The organism is Staphylococcus sp. IVB6214, from assembly GCF_025558585.1.
In the GTDB taxonomy this organism is placed as follows: Bacteria; Bacillota; Bacilli; order Staphylococcales; family Staphylococcaceae; genus Staphylococcus.
Window position 1 is genome coordinate 1,614,072 of sequence record NZ_CP094723.1, and the last position, 21,629, is coordinate 1,635,700.

Annotated in this window: 13 protein-coding genes, 2 tRNA genes and 3 rRNA genes; 9 read left to right on the top strand and 9 right to left on the bottom strand. The window is 41.7% G+C overall.

The genetic code is table 11. The features are described from left to right. Positions 1-5: 5 nt before the first annotated feature. Both tsaB and tsaE read right to left on the bottom strand, forming a co-directional pair. Positions 6-674, bottom strand: a complete 669-nt coding sequence (gene tsaB, locus MUA51_RS07940) for a tRNA (adenosine(37)-N6)-threonylcarbamoyltransferase complex dimerization subunit type 1 TsaB (protein WP_262559273.1) — start codon at positions 672-674, stop codon at positions 6-8. Then, entirely contained in the window at positions 667-1,116 is a 450-nt protein-coding gene (tsaE, locus tag MUA51_RS07945) for a tRNA (adenosine(37)-N6)-threonylcarbamoyltransferase complex ATPase subunit type 1 TsaE (protein WP_262559274.1), read from the bottom strand. Before tsaE ends, tsaB begins: the two co-directional genes overlap by 8 nt. A gap of 483 nt (positions 1,117-1,599) precedes the next feature. Here tsaE and ilvD point away from each other — a divergent pair, with 483 nt between their 5' ends. The 9 genes from ilvD to ilvA all read left to right on the top strand — a co-directional run bounded on the left by ilvD (position 1,600) and on the right by ilvA (position 12,474). Beyond that, positions 1,600-3,288, top strand: a complete 1,689-nt coding sequence (gene ilvD / locus MUA51_RS07950; protein WP_262559275.1) for a dihydroxy-acid dehydratase — start codon at positions 1,600-1,602, stop codon at positions 3,286-3,288. Between the two features lie 25 nt (positions 3,289-3,313). Further along, the gene (gene ilvB / locus MUA51_RS07955) at positions 3,314-5,050 is read left to right on the top strand and encodes a biosynthetic-type acetolactate synthase large subunit (protein WP_262559276.1); all 1,737 of its coding nucleotides are present in this window, start codon (positions 3,314-3,316) and stop codon (positions 5,048-5,050) included. Then, a complete protein-coding gene (ilvN, locus tag MUA51_RS07960; RefSeq protein WP_262559277.1) occupies positions 5,047-5,520 on the top strand; it encodes an acetolactate synthase small subunit in 474 nt (157 codons plus the stop codon). Before ilvB ends, ilvN begins: the two co-directional genes overlap by 4 nt. 42 nt (positions 5,521-5,562) lie before the next feature. Continuing rightward, positions 5,563-6,567, top strand: a complete 1,005-nt coding sequence (gene ilvC / locus MUA51_RS07965) for a ketol-acid reductoisomerase (protein WP_262559278.1) — start codon at positions 5,563-5,565, stop codon at positions 6,565-6,567. Positions 6,568-6,663: 96 nt separating this feature from the next. Further along, complete coding sequence (locus MUA51_RS07970) at positions 6,664-8,202, top strand: 2-isopropylmalate synthase (protein WP_262559279.1); 1,539 nt, start codon at positions 6,664-6,666, stop codon at positions 8,200-8,202. Beyond that, positions 8,199-9,251 carry a 3-isopropylmalate dehydrogenase gene (leuB, locus tag MUA51_RS07975; RefSeq protein ID WP_262559280.1) on the top strand — a complete coding sequence of 351 codons (1,053 nt, stop codon included), beginning with the start codon at positions 8,199-8,201 and terminating at the stop codon, positions 9,249-9,251. The genes MUA51_RS07970 and leuB overlap by 4 nt, the downstream gene beginning before the upstream one ends. Further along, positions 9,251-10,624, top strand: a complete 1,374-nt coding sequence (leuC, locus tag MUA51_RS07980; protein WP_262559281.1) for a 3-isopropylmalate dehydratase large subunit — start codon at positions 9,251-9,253, stop codon at positions 10,622-10,624. Before leuB ends, leuC begins: the two co-directional genes overlap by 1 nt. Next, a complete protein-coding gene (leuD, locus tag MUA51_RS07985; RefSeq protein WP_262559282.1) occupies positions 10,624-11,193 on the top strand; it encodes a 3-isopropylmalate dehydratase small subunit in 570 nt (189 codons plus the stop codon). The genes leuC and leuD overlap by 1 nt, the downstream gene beginning before the upstream one ends. 12 nt (positions 11,194-11,205) lie before the next feature. Further along, positions 11,206-12,474 carry a threonine ammonia-lyase IlvA gene (gene ilvA / locus MUA51_RS07990; RefSeq protein WP_262559283.1) on the top strand — a complete coding sequence of 423 codons (1,269 nt, stop codon included), beginning with the start codon at positions 11,206-11,208 and terminating at the stop codon, positions 12,472-12,474. A 464-nt stretch (positions 12,475-12,938) separates the two neighbouring features. Here ilvA and rrf read toward each other — a convergent pair. The 7 genes from rrf to MUA51_RS08025 form a co-directional block, all read right to left on the bottom strand. Further along, positions 12,939-13,053, bottom strand: a 5S ribosomal RNA gene (rrf, locus tag MUA51_RS07995). 75 nt (positions 13,054-13,128) lie between these two features. Next, positions 13,129-16,053: ribosomal RNA gene (locus MUA51_RS08000) — 23S ribosomal RNA — on the bottom strand. A 482-nt stretch (positions 16,054-16,535) separates the two neighbouring features. Beyond that, positions 16,536-18,086: ribosomal RNA gene (locus tag MUA51_RS08005) — 16S ribosomal RNA — on the bottom strand. Together the 16S, 23S and 5S rRNA genes with 2 tRNA genes alongside form the textbook arrangement of a ribosomal RNA operon. Before the next feature lie 135 nt (positions 18,087-18,221). Beyond that, positions 18,222-18,295 (bottom strand) — tRNA-Gly (locus MUA51_RS08010). Positions 18,296-18,331: 36 nt separating this feature from the next. Further along, a tRNA-Leu gene (locus MUA51_RS08015) sits at positions 18,332-18,414 on the bottom strand. A gap of 537 nt (positions 18,415-18,951) precedes the next feature. Beyond that, positions 18,952-19,401, bottom strand: coding sequence for a SprT family protein (locus MUA51_RS08020; RefSeq protein WP_262559284.1), 450 nt, complete (start codon positions 19,399-19,401; stop codon positions 18,952-18,954). Then, entirely contained in the window at positions 19,394-21,547 is a 2,154-nt protein-coding gene (locus MUA51_RS08025; RefSeq protein WP_262559285.1) for a Tex family protein, read from the bottom strand. The genes MUA51_RS08020 and MUA51_RS08025 overlap by 8 nt, the downstream gene beginning before the upstream one ends. Positions 21,548-21,629 lie beyond the last annotated feature (82 nt).

Sequence of the window (21,629 nt, forward strand, 5' to 3'; positions counted from 1 at the left end):
AATATTTAGTTGGTCTTCGAATTTTGTTGATTCAACCAATTCTGTTCTGCCTCCGATAACTTCAAATATTGCGGACTAAAACTGTGTACTTTTTGGACTTCACCTTTATGTTGCCACATCGCTTCAGCTTTAGGTAATAAAGGTTGCACATCAAACGCTTGTAATTGCGTTTCAAATTGACGAACATCTTCTCCTACAAATAAAACATTAGGCTCATCTTTTACACGATCAATTAGATCTGAGAGCGCAATATATTGATCCGCAATCATTGATTGTAATTGTCCATCTTGCCATTGATATGCCCCTGCGTATACATATTCACGACGTGCATTCATAATAGGGATGATGAAGCGATTTGTGTGTTGTACTGTTGCCGCAAGTGCTTTGAGTGATGAAACACCATATAAGTTTGCATTGAGCGTATAAGCTAAAGTCTTGGCCACTGTCACCCCGATGCGCAGCCCCGTATATGACCCTGGTCCTTGAGCCACAACGATATTCGTTAAATCTTGTGGCGTAATGTTCGCTGTTTCTATTAACGATGCAACTTGTGGCATCAGTTGTACGGAATGATTCTGTTTGACTGCTGATGTGTATGACACCAGCACTTCGTCTCCTTTCATCAATGCCACAGCTAACGGCTGATTCGAGCTATCAATCAACAAGCTATACATGTTCAACTGCCTCCTTTACCGTCTCATAATGCGCACCTACTGCTTCAAGGTATAGGGTACGTTCTGTCTCACTATCGACTGTAATCGTTATTTTCAAAAATGTATCTGGCAAGTATTCTTCTATGAATTGGCTCCATTCAATGACCGTTACCGCTTCATCATTAAAATATTCATCAAAGCCTAAATCTTCCTCTGAATCTTCTAGACGATAGCAATCCATGTGATGAAATTTAAGTTCTGACCCTTTATATGACTTGATAATATTAAAGGTTGGTGAATTAATCGTGCGTGTCACACCTAATGCGCGCCCTAAAAACTGACTAAACGTTGTCTTACCCGCACCTAAATCACCATCTAATAATAATACGTCACCTGCTTCAAGTTGTTGTGCAAGTTGTCGAGCGAAATCTTCCATTTCTACTAAATTTTGAACCTTCTTCATAATGTGCACTCCTGACTCAATTTTCCTATCTATTGTATCAAATTTTTGTCTTGAGTAGAATTGTGAATGTCTCATAATCATACGCATTCATTAGCTTACTACTTTGTTGCAACTTCTATTAAAAAATAACCACTTATTATTTTTCAGAAAATTTCAAACTTACTGTTGACTTCTTAGAAAAGATGCGTTAAATTAAGTCTATCCTTTTTTCAGATAATTCATTTAATTAACAGCAGCTTATTTGAAAAATAACTCATTCAACACTTTAAGGAGCGTATAACAATGATGACTAAGTATTCATTCCCTAACCAACAACTTAATATCATTATTTTATTATTACGCCCAGGACTGGAGCTTTAGTAAGAAACTTTTACTAAATTGCTTAAGTCCTATTTCTAGTTGAATGGGACTTACCATAATACGTCCCAATTCATATTGGGGCGTATTTTTTATTTTCTGTAACCAACCAAGGAGGCAACCAAAATGAGAAGTGACACGATAAAAAAAGGTGATCATCAAGCACCAGCAAGAAGCTTATTACATGCAACTGGACAAATCAAATCTCCCACTGATATGAATAAACCATTTATCGCAATTTGTAATTCATGTATCGACATTGTTCCTGGACACGTCCATTTACGTGAACTTGGAGATATTGCCAAAGAAGCGATACGAGAAGCGGGTGGTATCCCATTTGAATTCAATACAATAGGTGTCGATGACGGCATCGCAATGGGTCACATCGGTATGCGCTATTCATTACCTAGTCGTGAAATTATCGCGGACGCTGCAGAAACTGTCATCAATGCACACTGGTTCGACGGCGTCTTCTACATTCCAAACTGTGACAAAATCACACCGGGCATGATGCTTGCCGCAGTAAGAACGAATGTCCCAGCTGTCTTTTGTTCTGGTGGCCCAATGAAAGCTGGCCTCTCTTCTCAAGGTAAAGCATTGACACTGTCATCTATGTTTGAAGCTGTCGGTGCATTTAAAGAAGGCACAATGACTAAAGAAGAATTTTTGGAAATGGAACAAAACGCATGTCCAACTTGCGGTTCATGTTCAGGAATGTTCACCGCTAACTCAATGAACTGCTTAATGGAAGTACTCGGACTTGCACTCCCATATAACGGAACTGCTTTAGCCGTAAGTGACGAACGTCGTGAAATGATTCGCCAAGCAGCGAAACAACTCGTCTACAATGTCAAACACGATATTAAACCACGTGACATTGTCACAAAAGAAGCCATTGACGATGCGTTTGCATTAGATATGGCGATGGGTGGATCGACTAACACAGTCTTACATACCTTAGCAATCGCACAAGAAGCCGGCATTGATTACGACTTATCTCGCATTAATGAAGTTGCTAAGAGAACACCGTATTTATCGAAAATCGCACCAAGTTCTTCATATTCAATGCAAGATGTTCATGAAGCTGGCGGTGTGCCAGCCATCATCAATGAACTGATGAAAAAGGAAGGTGTCTTACACCCTGACCGTATCACTGTGACTGGTAAAACGCTACGTGAAAACAATGAAGGAAAAGAAATTACGAATGATGTCGTCATTCGTAAGCTGGATAATCCTTATGATAAAGAAGGTGGCCTTTCTATCCTTTACGGCAATATCGCTCCGGATGGCGCTGTTATCAAAGTAGGCGGCGTGGATCCAAGTATCAAGACATTCACTGGTAAAGCGATTTGTTTCGATAGTCACGATGAAGCGGTTGCCGCTATTGATAACCATACAGTCAAAGCAGGTCATGTTGTCGTCATTCGTTACGAAGGGCCTAAAGGCGGTCCGGGCATGCCAGAGATGCTCGCCCCTACTTCTTCAATTGTTGGACGTGGCTTAGGAAAAGATGTCGCACTCATCACAGATGGGCGCTTCTCAGGCGCAACACGCGGTATTGCTGTCGGACATATCTCACCTGAAGCCGCTTCAGGAGGTCCAATCGGTCTCATTGAAGATGGTGACGAAATCACAATCGACTTAACAAACCGTACATTAGATTTACACGTAGATGCGTCGACATTAGTAGAGCGTAAAACATTACAACAACCATTCAAAGCAAAAGTTAAAACAGGTTACTTAGCACGATATACAGCCCTTGTGACAAGCGCAAATACAGGCGGCGTGATGAAAGTACCTGATGATTTATTATAAATTTTACAAAATGGAGGTCATTCATATGTCACATGCAAATACTACGGATTATGAACAAACAGCAGATACAACGGCACCGACATTTAAAACGGGATCTGAATTATTAGTGGATGCGTTAATTGAAGAGAACGTTGAATATATTTTTGGTTATCCGGGTGGTGCTGTCTTACCACTTTACGATACTTTTTATGATGGAAATGGACCAAGACACATACTTTACCGACATGAACAAGGTGCGACACATGCGGCGGAAGGATATGCACGTGTAAGCGGAAAACCTGGTGTTGTCGTTGTAACAAGTGGTCCTGGCGCAACGAATGCGATTACTGGTATCGCTGATGCATATAGTGATTCCCTCCCTCTCGTGGTCTTTACAGGGCAAGTTGCTTCCCCTGGTATTGGAAAAGATGCATTCCAAGAAGCAGATATTTTATCGATGACGACACCGATTACAAAACACAACTATCAAGTGCGAGATGTGAATGACATTCCTCGTATTATCAAAGAAGCATTTCATGTCGCAAACTCAGGTCGTAAAGGGCCTGTTGTCATCGACTTCCCGAAAGACATGGGGACACTTACAACTGCAACACCTTATGATTCAACGGTTCATACACCTGGTTACCAAGTGACAACAACCCCTTTATCAGAAGATGTTGCTCAATTGCGAGATGCATTACAAGAATCACAAAAACCACTCGTCCTTGCTGGTGCTGGGGTGAACTTCTCGCAAGCCAATCACTTGTTGCATACGTTTGTAACACGTTACAACATTCCAGTGGCAACGTCGTTACATGGACTCGGTGCGATTCCTTATGACAGCCCGCTTTTCTTAGGAATGGGTGGGATGCATGGCTCTTATGCAAGCAACATGGCATTAACAGAATGTGACTTGTTAATCAATTTGGGCTCACGTTTCGATGACCGACTTGCAAGTAAGCCAGATGACTTTGCACCAAATGCAAAAATCGTACATGTTGATATCGATCCATCAGAGATCAACAAAATTGTCCGTACCGATATTGGAATCGTTGCCGATGTCAAAGAAGTACTCGAACAGTTACTTTCAGAAGACTTATCATTAGATCACCATCAAGCATGGTTAGATGAAGTCACAGGCTTCAAAACAAAACATCCATTTTCATACGGTGAAACTGATGATGTTGCATTCAGCAAACCACAACGTGCAATTGAATATATCGGTAAGTTGACAAATGGCGATGCTTACGTCGCAACAGATGTTGGGCAACATCAAATGTGGGTCGCTCAATTCTACCCTTTCAAGACGCACGGTCAGCTCATCACTAGCGGTGGTCTTGGTACGATGGGATTCGGCATCCCAGCTGCAATCGGTGCAAAGTTTGCCAAACCAAATGACACCGTTGTCGTATTTGTCGGTGATGGTGGGTTCCAAATGACGAACCAAGAAATGGCGTTGCTCAACGAATACGAACTAGATATTAAAATTGTGCTGATCAACAATGGAACGCTTGGAATGGTAAAGCAGTGGCAAGATAAGTTCTTTGACAAACGCTTCTCTCACTCGGTGTTCAACAAACAACCGGACTTTGTAAAAATGTCTGAAGCATACGGTGTAAAAAGCTTTCTAATTAATCATGCTGACAACTTAGAAAAAACACTTGATGAAGCATTTAGTTATAGAGGGCCTGCATTGATTGATATCCGAATCTCTCCGACAGAACCTGTATTACCAATGGTTCCAAGTGGCAAAGCAAATCATGAAATGGAGGGACTAGTATGAGACGTACATTCCAGTTAACCGTATTCGATAAAGCAGGAACGCTCAATCGTCTCACAAGCACTTTTGTTAGACGTCAATTCAACATCGTCAACATTACAGCCGGCCCAACATTAGAGCCCGGCATAACTGAAATTACATTCGTCGCAGAAGTGCCAGACGATCAAGTATTACGCACTATCATTCAACAGTTAAAAAAACAAGTCAACACATTGACAGTAGAAGATATTACAGAAACAAACACGTTCAATCTCGAATTATTACTGATCAAGCTCAATAAACCAAATCAATCAACACGATTTACCCAATTATTGAAAGACTATGAAACACATGTAACAAAGTTAAAAGAAGATGATTGCACATTATATTTACAAGCTGTGGGTTCACAAGATATCTTGGATCAATTTATTGAGAACTTATCTGCATTCGATATTCAGCAAATATCTCGCACTGGTACAGCAGCTATCGTTTAACTTACAAATAAAAATTAATGATATATATGGAGGAATGTTGTTATGGCAAAAGTATATTATGACAATTCAGTAGAAAAAGATGAATTACAAGGGAAAAAAGTCGTAGTGATTGGATATGGTTCACAAGGCCACGCCCATGCTCAAAACTTAAAAGATAACGGCTATGATGTCGTTGTCGGTATCCGTCCAGGTCGCTCATTTGACCAAGCAAAAGAAGATGGCTTTGATGTATTTACAGTTGCTGAAGCAGTAAAACAAGCCGATGTTGTGATGGTCTTACTTCCAGATGAAATTCAAGGAGACGTTTACGAAAATGAAATTGCACCTAACTTAGAAGCAGGTAATGCCTTAGCATTCGCACATGGCTTCAATATTCATTTTAATGTCATCCAACCACCAAGTAATGTTGATGTCTTTTTAGTTGCACCAAAAGGCCCCGGACATCTCGTGCGTCGTACATTTGTTGAAGGTTCAGCTGTCCCTGCATTATTTGCTGTTCAACAAGATGCGACCGGCCAAGCACGAGACCTTGCATTAAGCTATGCAAAAGGAATTGGCGCAACACGTGCAGGCGTACTTGAAACGACATACAAAGAAGAAACTGAAACAGACCTGTTTGGTGAACAAGCCGTTCTTTGTGGTGGTGTAACACGTCTCATCCAAAGTGGCTTTGAAGTTTTAACAGAAGCAGGCTATCAACCAGAAATTGCTTACTTTGAAGTATTACATGAGATGAAATTAATCGTAGATCTCATGTATGAGGGTGGTCTTGAAAACATGCGCTACTCAATTTCAAACACAGCAGAATTCGGTGATTATGTTTCTGGTCCACGTGTCATCACTGAAGAAACAAAAGAAAATATGAAAGCAGTTTTAAAAGATATCCAAGACGGAAAATTTAGCGACCGTTTCATTGAAGATAATAAAAATGGCTTTGCATCATTCAAAGAAATGCGTGCTGCACAACAAGACCATGCTATCACTGAAGTAGGTCAAACGTTGCGTGAAATGATGCCATTTATCAAATCAAAAAGTATTTCTAAGTAATCAACAAACGAACAAGTGACACATGATTCGTGAATTGTCATTTTCATCGTACATGTGTCCTGTTCATATTCGTTATATTCAAAGGAGTGATTTACAATGTCTAGCCATATTCAAATTTTTGATACAACACTAAGAGATGGAGAACAAACACCTGGCGTCAGTTTTTCATTTGATGAACGTTTACACATAGCATCTCAATTAGAACATTGGGGCGTAGATGTCATAGAAGCCGGATTCCCCGCTTCTAGTGAAGGGAGCTTTCAATCTGTTCAAGCAATCTCTCGCCATTTAAAACGTACTACTGTGACAGGACTTGCGCGTTGTTTGAAATCAGACATTGACGCAGTATACGAAGCAACAAAAGATGCAGTTTCCCCTTCTATACACGTCTTTATCGCAACGAGCCCTATTCACTTAACATCAAAGCTCAATATGACAGAAGCTGAAGTCTTATCCTCAATCGATGAGCATGTGCGCTACGCAAAAGCACGCTTCGATATTGTACAATTCTCACCTGAAGATGCAACACGTACACCATTACCATTTCTTATACAAAGTGTTCAGACTGCTGTCGATGCAGGCGCAACAGTGATAAACATTCCTGATACAGTCGGTTACACGTATCCTCAAGAGTATGGTCAGATCTTTAAAACACTCATCCAAGAAGTCAAAGCAGAACAACCCATAACGTATAGTGCCCATTGCCATGATGATCTCGGTCTCGCTGTCGCAAATAGTATGGCTGCGATTGAAAACGGTGCAACACGCATTGAAGGAACGGTCAATGGTATCGGAGAACGTGCAGGGAACACCGCTTTGGAAGAAGTCGCACTCGGCCTATACGTGCGTCAAGATCATTATCAAATACAGACGAATCTTAAACTGGACGCTACAAAACAAACATCTGAGTTAATTGCACGTTATGCTGGTTTGCGTGTGCCACGTAATAAAGCGATTGTTGGTAAAAATGCGTTTAGCCACGAATCAGGCATTCATCAAGATGGTTTCTTGAAAAACCCTGAAACATACGAGATTATGACACCACAACTCGTCGGTGTAAAGAGCACCGAATTGCCACTCGGTAAACTATCAGGTCGCCATGCTTTTCAAGATAAGTTGAAACAACTTGGTTATGACATTGATATTGAAACACAAAAGTCACTCTTCAAGGCGTTTAAAGCGATTGCTGATAAGAAAAAACATGTGACAGATCGTGATATTCATGCATTGATTCAAGGTTCAGCACATGAAAAACAATCAGCTTATCAGCTCGATTCATTGCAGTTACAATTTGTATCCAAAGGTCTTCAAAGTGCCGTCGTTGTATTGAAAGATCATGCAAATAACACATACCAAGATAGTAGCATTGGCACTGGATCAATCATTGCTGTATATAATGCTGTTGATCGTATTTTACAAGTGCAACCTAAATTGCTTGATTATCGTATTGATGCATTAACGGAAGGACGTGATGCACAAGCAGAAGTACATGTACGTCTACAATTAGGGGATAAAGAAGTGAGTGGTGTTGGCTTTGATCACGATATTATATGCGCATCATGTAAAGCATATGTTGAAGCAGCATCGCAATTAGTATCACCACCCACACCATCAAAAGAAGGTGAAACGGCATGACATTCCGAATTGTGAGTTTACCTGGTGATGGTATTGGCCCAGAAATTATGTCTGGGACACTTGATGTGCTGGCTTCTTTATCAAAAAAGTATCACTTTGAGTATCACGTAACTGAACACCTTATCGGTGGTTGTGCCATAGAACAGACAGGAACCCCCCTTCCAGATGAAACATTGGAAGCATGTCAACATTCTAATGCTGTGTTACTCGCAGCAATTGGCGGTCCACAATGGACAGATCCAAATAATCGACCAGAACATGGCTTGTTAAATTTGCGCAAGTCACTTGGATTATTCGCAAATCTGCGCCCTACTCGTGTGAGTGATCATACTGTCAATCTATCACCACTTAAAGCAGAGATTGTCGCTTCAACCGATTTGATCATTGTTCGTGAATTAACAAGTGGGATTTACTTTGGGACACCCAGCCAATGGGATAGCAATTCAGCAGTCGATACATTAACATATACGGCACATGAAATTGAGCGTATCGTCCATGAAGCCTTCAAACTCGCACAGCAACGTCGTAAAAAGTTGACATCCGTTGATAAAGAGAATGTGTTATCTTCCAGTAAATTATGGCGTCAAACAGTCAATCGCATTGCTACACAATATCCTGATGTGACTGTGGAGCATTTACTCGTTGATGCTTGCAGTATGCATTTATTGAAAAGACCAACTGACTTTGACGTCATTGTCACTGAAAACTTATTCGGTGATATCTTAAGCGACGAAGCATCCATGTTGCCTGGTTCACTTGGACTGTCACCTTCTGCGAGCTTTAGTGCATCAGGGCCAGCTCTCTATGAGCCAATTCACGGTTCTGCACCTGATATCGCAGGCCAAAATAAAGCCAATCCATTTGGCATGTTACTATCACTTGCCATGTGCTTACGAATGTCTGCCCATCGTGATGATATGGCTACATGGATAGAAAACGCAGTCGATGCATTGATTGTGCAAAATATAACAACACCCGACTTAGGCGGACAATCAACGACAAGTGAGATTTTTGAAACACTACAATCTCGTATCAAGGAGGTTTCATAATGGGACGTACACTATTTGATAAAATTTGGGACAACCACGTGATTACAGGTCAAGCGGGTGAACCACAATTACTATACATTGATTTGCACTTGATTCATGAAGTCACATCACCACAAGCATTTGAAGGATTAAGGCTACAAAACAGAACGTTAAGAAGACCGGATCTGACATTCGGGACACTCGATCATAATGTTCCAACTGTTGATATCTTCAATATTAAAGACGATATTGCCAACAAACAAATTCAAGCATTACAAAAAAACTGTGATGCATTCAACGTTAAACTTTTTGATATGGGATCGGATGAACAAGGGATCGTTCATATGGTCGGCCCAGAGACTGGATTGACACAGCCGGGTAAAACCATCGTATGTGGTGATTCACATACCGCTACACATGGGGCATTTGGTGCCATCGCTTTTGGTATTGGTACGAGCGAAGTCGAACACGTCTTTGCAACACAAACACTCTGGCAAACAAAACCTAAAAACTTAAAAATTGAAATTACAGGGACATTACCACACGGTGTTTATGCAAAAGATATCATTTTGTATTTAATCAACCAATACGGTGTCAACTTCGGAACAGGCTATGCGCTTGAATTCGCAGGTGAAACAATCGAAAACTTGTCAATGGAAAGCCGTATGACCATTTGTAACATGGCAATAGAAGCCGGTGCAAAATATGGCTTGATCCGTCCAGACAACACAACTTTCAACTATTTAGAAGGTAAACCTTACGTCAAAGATCTTGATGCATTGAAGACAAAATGGACAACTTTATACAGTGATCATGATGCTCATTTTAATAAAGTAATCACACTAGACGTCACAGACCTTGAACCACAAGTGACATGGGGAACTAGTCCCGAAATGGGCGTTAACTTCTCGACATCCTTCCCTAAAATTGAAAACGCAAATGATGCGAGAGCTTATGAATATATGGGATTGCAGCCTGGTCAAACAGCTGCTGACATTCCACTTGGTTACGTATTTCTCGGTTCATGTACGAACGCACGACTATCGGATCTCATTGAAGCGAGCAAGTTTGTTAAAGGCCACCAAGTACACGATAATATTACCGCAATCGTTGTCCCTGGCTCAAGACAAGTAAAAAAACAAGCTGAAGCATTAGGATTGGATGTCATTTTTAAGGAAGCCGGTTTTGAATGGCGAGAACCTGGGTGTAGTATGTGTCTCGGCATGAATCCCGACCAAGTTCCAGCAGGCGTCCACTGTGCTTCAACAAGTAACCGTAACTTTGAAGGGCGACAAGGTAAAGGGGCTAGAACACATCTTGTCTCCCCTGCTATGGCTGCAGCCGCTGCTATACACGGACACTTTGTTGATGTTAGAAAGGTAGGTCATGCTTAATGGAAATCAAACCGATTACGGAATACACAGGAAAAGTCGTTTCATTATTTCATAACAATATCGATACCGATCAAATTATTCCAAAAGTCCATCTGAAACGCATCTCAAAAACAGGTTTTGGTCCATTTCTTTTTGACGAATGGCGCTACTTAGAGGATGGATCAGATAACCCAGACTTCGCTTTGAATAAACCCGAAGCTAAAGGGGCTAGTATTTTGATCACTGGTGAGAACTTCGGGTGTGGCTCAAGTCGTGAACATGCAGCTTGGGCCCTAAAAGACTATGGATTCCAAGTCATTATTGCAGGAAGTTTTAGCGATATTTTTTATATGAACTGTACAAAAAACGCTCTGCTTCCAATCGCATTAGATAAAGGCACACGGGAAACATTGGCACAAGCATCAACACTAACAATTGACTTACCTAAACAACAAATTAAGACACCACAAGATACATTCAGCTTTGATATTGACGATACTTGGAAATACAAATTAGTCAATGGACTGGATGATATCGCAATGACATTACAATATGAATCACAAATCACAGAATACGAACAACAACATTAAGGAGTGAATAAGATGACTGTCCAAACACAAACTGTCACTGCAAAAGATGTGGATGATGCATTTTTACGCATACAACAAACAGTAAAACAAACACCTTTAGAGAAGGATCATTACCTATCCATGAAATATGACTGCAACGTCTACTTGAAACGTGAAGACTTGCAGTGGGTACGCTCATTCAAATTGAGAGGTGCTTACAATGCAATTTCCGTGTTACCACACGATCAACAAGCGAAAGGCATCACTTGTGCCAGTGCAGGTAATCATGCACAAGGTGTCGCTTTTACAGCACGTCAACGCAACTTAAACGCCGTCATTTTCATGCCTGTGACAACACCGAATCAAAAAGTAAGCCAAGTACAATTTTTTGGTGGCGATAACGTTGAAATTCAACTAGTTGGTGATACATTTGATGATTGTCTCAAAGAAGCACTTGCCTATACTGATCAGCATGACATGACATTTATTGATCCATTCAACAATATCCATACAATTGCTGGTCAAGGAACACTTGCCAAAGAAATCTTACAATCAGCCAATGAAGAAAATATAACGTTCGATTACGCATTTGGCGCAATAGGCGGTGGCGGTTTGATGTCTGGTGTCGCAACATACTTTGCACAAAACAGTCCATCTACTCAACTCATCGGTGTCGAGCCATTAGGTGCAAGCAGTATGTATGAAGCAGTGAAACAACAACAAGTCGTCACATTGTCGAATATCGATAAGTTTGTGGATGGCGCTTCTGTCGCACGTGTAGGAGATATCACATTCAATATTTGTAATCATCTCTTACATGATTATGTTCAAATTAATGAGGGTGCTGTTTGCTCAACTATTCTTGATATGTATTCTAAGCAAGCAATCGTCGCTGAACCCGCTGGCGCATTGAGTATCAGTGCCTTAGAACAATATCGTGAACAAATTAAAGGAAAAAACGTCGTATGTATTATCAGTGGTGGGAATAATGATATCAACCGCATGAAAGAAATTGAAGAACGCTCACTGCTTTATGAAGAAATGAAACATTATTTTATACTTAATTTCCCACAACGTCCTGGCGCATTACGTCAGTTTGTAAATGATGTGCTTGGACCGAAAGATGACATCACAAAATTTGAATACTTGAAAAAAAGTTCTCAAAATACAGGAACGGTTATCATTGGCATTCAACTACAACACCACCAAGATTTAAAACAATTAAAAGCGAATGTCGATGCCTTTGATCCTAAAAACATCTATATCAATGAAAATAAAATGCTGTATTCACTTTTGATTTAAGTTGAAACGAAGCATATATCATATTTCAGCACAAGAATCCCCTAGCGAAGCACATCAAATATTGTGCTCATTAGGGGATCTTTATTTAAAGTCCTTTTCGCCTCACTTGTCTTATTAAAAATATCATCATTAAAAAACTATGTATTATCATTAAAACTTTGAATATGGGTGAACTGAAAGATACAAAGAACATCGTTAATATAACTTCAACGATGAGTAAGACAATAATCATCTACAATACAATTAATACAAAAGTATACGCTATCCCATTAATACTGAATCCCAGCCAGTCCTTGCAATTTCTCATTTTCCATAGAATCATGCCAACATTTCCTTACTTTCAACTTATCATAAGCAAATGATATATCCAATCTGACAATGGCAAAATAACGAAAAAACTTCTGAATGTCTAACTCTAATTGAACAAAAAAAAGAGAAGTCATAATGACCTCTCTTCGTAAATTACCTGGCACCGTCCTACTCTAGCGGAACGTCAGTTCAACTACCATCGGCGCTAAAGAGCTTAACTTCTGTGTTCGGCATGGGAACAGGTGTGACCTCTTTGCCATTGGCACCAGATAAAATTGAATGTTATACATTCAAAACTAGATAGTAAGTATATCATTTACACAAACAAAACCTTGTGAAAAAATTTTGATTAAGTCTTCGATCGATTAGTATTCGTCAGCTCCACGTATCACTACGCTTCCACCTCGAACCTATTAACCTCATCATCTTTGAGGGATCTTATAACCGAAGTTGGGAAATCTCATCTCGAGGGGGGCTTCATGCTTAGATGCTTTCAGCACTTATCCCGTCCATACATAGCTACCCAGCTATGCCGCTGGCGCGACAACTGGTACACCAGAGGTATGTCCATCCCGGTCCTCTCGTACTAAGGACAGCGCCTCTCAAATTTCCTACGCCCACGACGGATAGGGACCGAACTGTCTCACGACGTTCTGAACCCAGCTCGCGTACCGCTTTAATGGGCGAACAGCCCAACCCTTGGGACCGACTACAGCCCCAGGATGCGATGAGCCGACATCGAGGTGCCAAACCTCCCCGTCGATGTGAACTCTTGGGGGAGATAAGCCTGTTATCCCCGGGGTAGCTTTTATCCGTTGAGCGATGGCCCTTCCATGCGGAACCACCGGATCACTAAGTCCGTCTTTCGACCCTGCTCGACTTGTAGGTCTCGCAGTCAAGCTCCCTTATGCCTTTACACTCTTTGAATGATTTCCAACCATTCTGAGGGAACCTTTGAGCGCCTCCGTTACTCTTTAGGAGGCGACCGCCCCAGTCAAACTGCCCGCCTGACACTGTCTCCCAGCACGCTAAGTGCTGCGGGTTAGAAATCCAATACAATTAGGGTAGTATCCCACCAATGCCTCCACGTAAGCTAGCGCTCACGCTTCTAAGGCTCCTACCTATCCTGTACAAACTGTACCGAATTTCAATATCAGGCTACAGTAAAGCTCCACGGGGTCTTTCCGTCCTGTCGCGGGTAACCGGCATCTTCACCGGTACTATGATTTCACCGAGTCTCTCGTTGAGACAGTGCCCAAATCGTTACGCCTTTCGTGCGGGTCGGAACTTACCCGACAAGGAATTTCGCTACCTTAGGACCGTTATAGTTACGGCCGCCGTTTACTGGGGCTTCGATTCGTAGCTTCGCAGAAGCTAACCACTCCTCTTAACCTTCCAGCACCGGGCAGGCGTCAGCCCCTATACGTCACCTTACGGTTTAGCAGAGACCTGTGTTTTTGATAAACAGTCGCTTGGGCCTATTCACTGCGGCTCTTCAGAGCGTGAACCCTAAAGAGCACCCCTTCTCCCGAAGTTACGGGGTCATTTTGCCGAGTTCCTTAACGAGAGTTCGCTCGCTCACCTTAGAATTCTCATCTTGACTACCTGTGTCGGTTTGCGGTACGGGCACCTATTTTCTAGCTAGAGGCTTTTCTCGGCAGTGTGAAATCAACGACTCGAAGAAACGTGTTTCTTCTCCCCATCACAGCTCAATCTTTACGAGTGCCGGATTTGCCTAACACTCAATCTCACTGCTTAGACGTGCACTCCAACAGCACGCTTCGCCTATCCTACTGCGTCCCCCCATCGCTTAAAACGAATTTAGGTGGTACAGGAATATCAACCTGTTATCCATCGCCTACGCCTTTCGGCCTCAGCTTAGGACCCGACTAACCCAGAGCGGACGAGCCTTCCTCTGGAAACCTTAGTCAATCGGTGGACGGGATTCTCACCCGTCTTTCGCTACTCACACCGGCATTCTCACTTCTAAGCGCTCCACATGTCCTTGCGATCATGCTTCAACGCCCTTAGAACGCTCTCCTACCATTGTCCTACGGACAATCCACAGCTTCGGTAATATGTTTAGCCCCGGTACATTTTCGGCGCAGTGTCACTCGACTAGTGAGCTATTACGCACTCTTTAAATGATGGCTGCTTCTAAGCCAACATCCTAGTTGTCTGGGCAACGCCACATCCTTTTCCACTTAACATATATTTTGGGACCTTAGCTGGTGGTCTGGGCTGTTTCCCTTTCGAATATGGACCTTATCACCCACATTCTGACTCCCAAGTTAAATTATTTGGCATTCGGAGTTTGTCTGAATTCGGTAACCCGAGAGGGGCCCCTCGTCCAAACAGTGCTCTACCTCCAATAATCATCACTTGAGGCTAGCCCTAAAGCTATTTCGGAGAGAACCAGCTATCTCCAAGTTCGATTGGAATTTCTCCGCTACCCTCAGTTCATCCGCTCACTTTTCAACGTAAGTCGGTTCGGTCCTCCATTCAGTGTTACCTGAACTTCAACCTGACCAAGGGTAGATCACCTGGTTTCGGGTCTACGACCAAATACTCATTCGCCCTATTCAGACTCGCTTTCGCTACGGCTCCACATTTTCTGCTTAACCTTGCATCAGATCGTAACTCGCCGGTTCATTCTACAAAAGGCACGCCATCACCCATTAACGGGCTCTGACTACTTGTAAGCACACGGTTTCAAGTTCTCTTTCACTCCCCTTCCGGGGTACTTTTCACCTTTCCCTCACGGTACTGGTTCACTATCGGTCACTAGAGAGTATTTAGCCTTAGGAGATGGTCCTCCCAGATTCCGACGGAATTTCACGTGCTCCGCCGTACTCAGGATCCACTCAAGAGAGGTCACGTTTTCGACTACAGGATTATTACCTTCTATGATTAACCTTTCCAGGTTATTCGTCTAACATGTCCTTTTGTAACTCCGTATAGAGTGTCCTACAACCCCAACAAGCAAGCTTGTTGGTTTGGGCTCTTCCCGTTTCGCTCGCCGCTACTCAGGGAATCGATTTTTCTTTCTCTTCCTCCGGGTACTAAGATGTTTCAGTTCTCCGGGTCTGCCTTCTTACATGCTATGTATTCACATGTAGATAACACGACATAACTCGTGCTGGGTTTCCCCATTCGGAAATCTCTGGGTCACAGCTTACTTACAGCTCCCCAAAGCATATCGTCGTTAGTAACGTCCTTCTTCGGCTTCTAGTGCCAAGGTATTCACCGTGCGCCCTTAATAACTTAATCTTTTTTGATTGACAAGCGCTCGCATTCTGCTTCATCATTTCACAATCGCTCGATTACTTACGAATAGTAAGCGCACTCGCTCTTGCTTATGATTCATAAACTGACAAGCGTTTTCAATTCAAAACTGTGTTATTAATTATGTGAGTCGTCATTTGACGACTAGCGATAATTTTTTAGTTTCAAGCTTTCGCTATTCACTCGGTTTTTGCTTGGTAAAATCATTTATACTTACTTATCTAGTTTTCAATGTACAAGTTTATTAAAATGGCAAGCCTTCGCATTCTGCTTCATTTCTCTCTTCACTTGCTCAGTTACGCTTAGTAATCTTCGCTGCGCTCATCAAGAAATTCATAGACTGACAAATGCTTTCATTTTAATTTTTATTTTGTTGAATCCTCAAATATGAGCATTCAAAACTGAATACAATATGTCACGTTAATCCGCTTATCACCTAAAGGCGATATTCCGTATATTATCCTTAGAAAGGAGGTGATCCAGCCGCACCTTCCGATACGGCTACCTTGTTACGACTTCACCCCAATCATTTGTCCCACCTTCGACGGCTAGCTCCAAATGGTTACTCCACCGGCTTCGGGTGTTACAAACTCTCGTGGTGTGACGGGCGGTGTGTACAAGACCCGGGAACGTATTCACCGTAGCATGCTGATCTACGATTACTAGCGATTCCAGCTTCATGTAGTCGAGTTGCAGACTACAATCCGAACTGAGAACATCTTTATGGGATTTGCTTGACCTCGCGGTTTCGCTGCCCTTTGTAATGTCCATTGTAGCACGTGTGTAGCCCAAATCATAAGGGGCATGATGATTTGACGTCATCCCCACCTTCCTCCGGTTTGTCACCGGCAGTCAACTTAGAGTGCCCAACTTAATGATGGCAACTAAGCTCAAGGGTTGCGCTCGTTGCGGGACTTAACCCAACATCTCACGACACGAGCTGACGACAACCATGCACCACCTGTCACTTTGTCCTCCGAAGAGGAAAACACTATCTCTAGTGCGGTCAAAGGATGTCAAGATTTGGTAAGGTTCTTCGCGTTGCTTCGAATTAAACCACATGCTCCACCGCTTGTGCGGGTCCCCGTCAATTCCTTTGAGTTTCAGTCTTGCGACCGTACTCCCCAGGCGGAGTGCTTAATGCGTTAGCTGCAGCACTAAGGGGCGGAAACCCCCTAACACTTAGCACTCATCGTTTACGGCGTGGACTACCAGGGTATCTAATCCTGTTTGATCCCCACGCTTTCGCACATCAGCGTCAGTTGCAGACCAGAAAGCCGCCTTCGCCACTGGTGTTCCTCCATATCTCTGCGCATTTCACCGCTACACATGGAATTCCACTTTCCTCTTCTGCACTCAAGTTTTCCAGTTTCCAATGACCCTCCACGGTTGAGCCGTGGGCTTTCACATCAGACTTAAAAAACCGCCTACGCGCGCTTTACGCCCAATAATTCCGGATAACGCTTGCCACCTACGTATTACCGCGGCTGCTGGCACGTAGTTAGCCGTGGCTTTCTGATTAGGTACCGTCAAGACGTGCACAGTTACTTACACGTTTGTTCTTCCCTAATAACAGAGCTTTACGATCCGAAGACCTTCATCACTCACGCGGCGTTGCTCCGTCAGGCTTTCGCCCATTGCGGAAGATTCCCTACTGCTGCCTCCCGTAGGAGTCTGGACCGTGTCTCAGTTCCAGTGTGGCCGATCACCCTCTCAGGTCGGCTACGTATCGTCGCCTTGGTAAGCCGTTACCTTACCAACTAGCTAATACGGCGCGGGTCCATCTATAAGTGACAGCAAGACCGTCTTTCACTATTGAACCATGCGGTTCAATATGTTATCCGGCATTAGCTCCGGTTTCCCGAAGTTATTCCAGTCTTATAGGTAGGTTACCCACGTGTTACTCACCCGTCCGCCGCTAACGTCAGAGGTGCAAGCACCTCGTCTGTTCGCTCGACTTGCATGTATTAGGCACGCCGCCAGCGTTCATCCTGAGCCAGGATCAAACTCTCCATAAAAGAAGTAAGCTTGATTAGCTCGTTTGATTGTTTGAGTCAATCACTCTCGAAAGTACTAATCTGAGTACTCAAATTATCGGAATTAACGTTGACATATTGTCATTCAGTTTTCAATGTTCACAGTTTAAAATTTTATGGAGCGGGTGATGGGAATCGAACCCACAACATCAGCTTGGAAGGCTGAGGTTTTGCCATTAAACTACACCCGCATATTATTTAAATGATTGATATTAAAGTTTAGTTGATGCGGCCGAGAGGACTTGAACCTCCACGGGATCTCTCCCACTAGGCCCTCAACCTAGCGCGTCTGCCATTCCGCCACGACCGCTCGGTAACTTTAAATATCATTTTTCAGAACGATATTCATTATATCAGGCGTGACATTTCATGTCAACACTTTTTTAACATTCATTTAATATTTGTAATCTGTTGTTAATCTTTCGTTTTCACAACGTACTCAACTATATCATGTCGAATCTTTAAAGTCAACAATTATTTTTAATAAAGTTTAACTTGTGTCGGTCGACTTTTGTAATTATATATAATCTGTTTTTTAATGTCAACACAAAATTGTATATAAAAAGCAACGAGGACAAAAAAGAAATACCCATCATTTTATAAAAGCCGAATGATTTATCGAGTAGTTTTTTTTAATGTTAGAGAAATCATAATAATCTTTTGTAAATATTGATTATCGCACCGTTTATAAAGTCTATTTCACGAATTTAGATAATATTTAACTTTCCTCTTAATTTTTTAAATATATTAGGATGTTAAACAATAACAAAGGCACTGAGACATCATGAATTTGTGCTCTGGAAAAGCAATTCACGGTGTCTCAATCCCCTTACATAATCTTTCTATTTTATTTATTCATTTCTATAAGTGTTCCACTACACTTGCCACAGCGCATACGTTTTGTATCGACTTTTCGAATACGCATATATTCTGTTCCACATCTTCTACATTTATAAATATAGTTCGCTCTGGACTCATAGCTTTGTAATGGGGTGCAGAATCGTGGCGCCCCTACATCGCTACTCAGTTTTTTAAAATCTGCATCTTTATGCTGATAGCCCTTTTTATCAAGATGTAAAAAATAGTGACATAATTCATGCTTAATGATATCAATGAGTGCCGCTTCACCAAATGCTTCAAGCTGCTTCGGATTAATTTCTATATCATGCGTTTTTAACAAATAACGTCCACCCGTTGTCCGTAAACGTGGGTTAAAATATGCACGATGTTGAAAAGTTCTTTGAAAAAATTGTCGTGCTATCTGTTCTGTCATGACTTGTAGCTCTTTGTTATTCATGTGGGTCAATCATCGTCAACGCAACTTTTCCTTTTTGCTCATCAATACCGTCTATCCATACGTCGACAATATCCCCTACATTTACTTTATCCATTGGATGTTTTACAAACTGCTTAGACAATTTTGAAATATGCACTAATCCATCTTGTTTTACACCGATATCAACGAATGCGCCAAAGTCCACAACATTGCGAACTGTTCCTGTTAACTTCATGCCTTCTCTTAAGTCTTCAATGGAGAGTACATCTGACTTTAGCTGCGGTGTTTCATACGCATCACGCGGGTCTCGATTTGGTGCAATCAATGACTTCACGATATCTTCAAGTGTCGGTACACCGATATTTAATTTTTGTGCATATCCATCAATATCTATCTTTTCTAATACTTTTTTCAAATGATTTGTGCCAATATCTGATACGTTCATGTTTACTGCATTTAACAAATCATGTGTCACCGCATAACTTTCTGGGTGAATCGCTGTATTATCAAGTGGATCTTCTCCATCTACAATACGCAGAAATCCGATACTTTGTTCAAATGTTTTGTCGCCTAAACGTTTTACTTTTTTGATTTGTTGATGTTTCGTAAACGGTCCATTTTCTTCTCTATGGGCTACAATATTGTCTGCAATTTGTTTTGATAAACCGGAAACATGTTGTAACAATGTACCCGAAGCTGTATTGATATTGACACCTACTTGGTTTACAGCTGTTTCGACGACAAAGTCTAATGCTGTTGAAAGTGATTTTTGGTTCACGTCATGTTGATACTGACCGACACCGATTGATTTCGGATCAATTTTGACTAATTCACTTAAAGGGTCTTGTATACGACGTCCAATGGATACGGCGCTACGTTCTTCAACTTGAAAGTCTGGAAATTCATGACGTGCAATATCTGAAGCTGAGTATACAGATGCTCCAGCTTCATTGACGATGACATATTGAATATTCAAGTTGTGTGTTTGGATCATTTCAGCTACAAATTGCTCTGTTTCACGACTTGCTGTCCCATTACCAATCGCCACTAAGTCAACATCGTATTGTTTAACCATTGATAAAAATGTTTCTTCGGCTGCTTTTACTTTTGACACTGGTGGGTGTGGGTACATCACTGATTTCGCAACAAATGTACCATATGGATTGATGACTGCAAGTTTACACCCCGTACGAAAAGCTGGATCCACACCAAGTATTTGTTTTCCTTTCAATGGTGCTTGCAATAATAAATTTTTTAAGTTTTCACTGAACACATCAATTGCTTGTGTCTCTGCACGTTCTGTTAAATCTCCACGAATTTCTCGTTCAATAGATGGGAAAATGAGGCGCTTCATCGCATCTTCAATAGCTGCAATGACAATTTCTGACAATCGATGTGCACCTTTTACTTCCGTACGTTGAATCGTTTGAGACAGTTTTTCAGTATCTGCATCTACTTTTACTGATAATATCTTTTCTTTTTCACCACGATTCATGGCAAGTATACGATGGTTGGCTGCTCTCTTAATAGGCTCAGTGTAATCATAGTACATCGCATATACCGCTTTTTCATCTTCTGCTTTTTTCTTTTTTTGTGTCATAATATTACCTGCATGCCAAACATCTTTTAAAATTTTCTTGCGATATTCAGGATGATCTGCAATTTTCTCAGCGATAATATCTTGTGCACCAGCAATCGCTTCTTCTATCGTTACGACTTCATCATTTAGATATTTTTTAGCCTGAGCATCTAACTCTGATGGTGCCTGCTGTGCCAAAATCCATTCTGCTAAAGGTTCAAGGCCTTTTCTTTTCGCTTCCGTCGCACGTGTTTTTTTCTTTTGCTTATACGGACGGTACAAGTCTTCTACACGCTGTAGCTTTGTTTGTTTTAAAATGTCTTGTTTCAACTCAGGTGTCAGCAATCCTTGTTGTTCAATAGTATGTATAATCTCTTCTTTTCGCTTTTGAAGATTTTCCATATATTGATAGCGGTCATCAATTTGCTTAATTGCCACTTCATCTAAGCCACCGGTTGCTTCTTTACGATATCTCGCAATAAACGGCACAGTATTTTTCTCACTTAATAGTGCGAGGACCGCTTCGATTTGTTTTACAGAGTATTGATATTCTCTATGTATTGCTTGTACAAGTGTATCTGTTGCCATACGACTCACTACCTTTCCATTTTCTACCATTCAAAGTTTATTATTTTATAGTTGATGATGAAAGAAGCACAATCTTTTCCAA

Bases quoted from the DNA above. Each gene is read 5' to 3' on its own strand.
- tsaB (WP_262559273.1), bottom strand. From the start codon at position 674: ATGTATAGCTTGTTGATTGATAGCTCGAATCAGCCGTTAGCTGTGGCA.
- tsaE (WP_262559274.1), bottom strand. From the start codon at position 1,116: ATGAAGAAGGTTCAAAATTTAGTAGAAATGGAAGATTTCGCTCGACAA.
- ilvD (WP_262559275.1), top strand. From the start codon at position 1,600: ATGAGAAGTGACACGATAAAAAAAGGTGATCATCAAGCACCAGCAAGA.
- ilvB (WP_262559276.1), top strand. From the start codon at position 3,314: ATGTCACATGCAAATACTACGGATTATGAACAAACAGCAGATACAACG.
- ilvN (WP_262559277.1), top strand. From the start codon at position 5,047: ATGAGACGTACATTCCAGTTAACCGTATTCGATAAAGCAGGAACGCTC.
- ilvC (WP_262559278.1), top strand. From the start codon at position 5,563: ATGGCAAAAGTATATTATGACAATTCAGTAGAAAAAGATGAATTACAA.
- MUA51_RS07970 (WP_262559279.1), top strand. From the start codon at position 6,664: ATGTCTAGCCATATTCAAATTTTTGATACAACACTAAGAGATGGAGAA.
- leuB (WP_262559280.1), top strand. From the start codon at position 8,199: ATGACATTCCGAATTGTGAGTTTACCTGGTGATGGTATTGGCCCAGAA.
- leuC (WP_262559281.1), top strand. From the start codon at position 9,251: ATGGGACGTACACTATTTGATAAAATTTGGGACAACCACGTGATTACA.
- leuD (WP_262559282.1), top strand. From the start codon at position 10,624: ATGGAAATCAAACCGATTACGGAATACACAGGAAAAGTCGTTTCATTA.
- ilvA (WP_262559283.1), top strand. From the start codon at position 11,206: ATGACTGTCCAAACACAAACTGTCACTGCAAAAGATGTGGATGATGCA.
- MUA51_RS08020 (WP_262559284.1), bottom strand. From the start codon at position 19,401: ATGAATAACAAAGAGCTACAAGTCATGACAGAACAGATAGCACGACAA.
- MUA51_RS08025 (WP_262559285.1), bottom strand. From the start codon at position 21,547: ATGGCAACAGATACACTTGTACAAGCAATACATAGAGAATATCAATAC.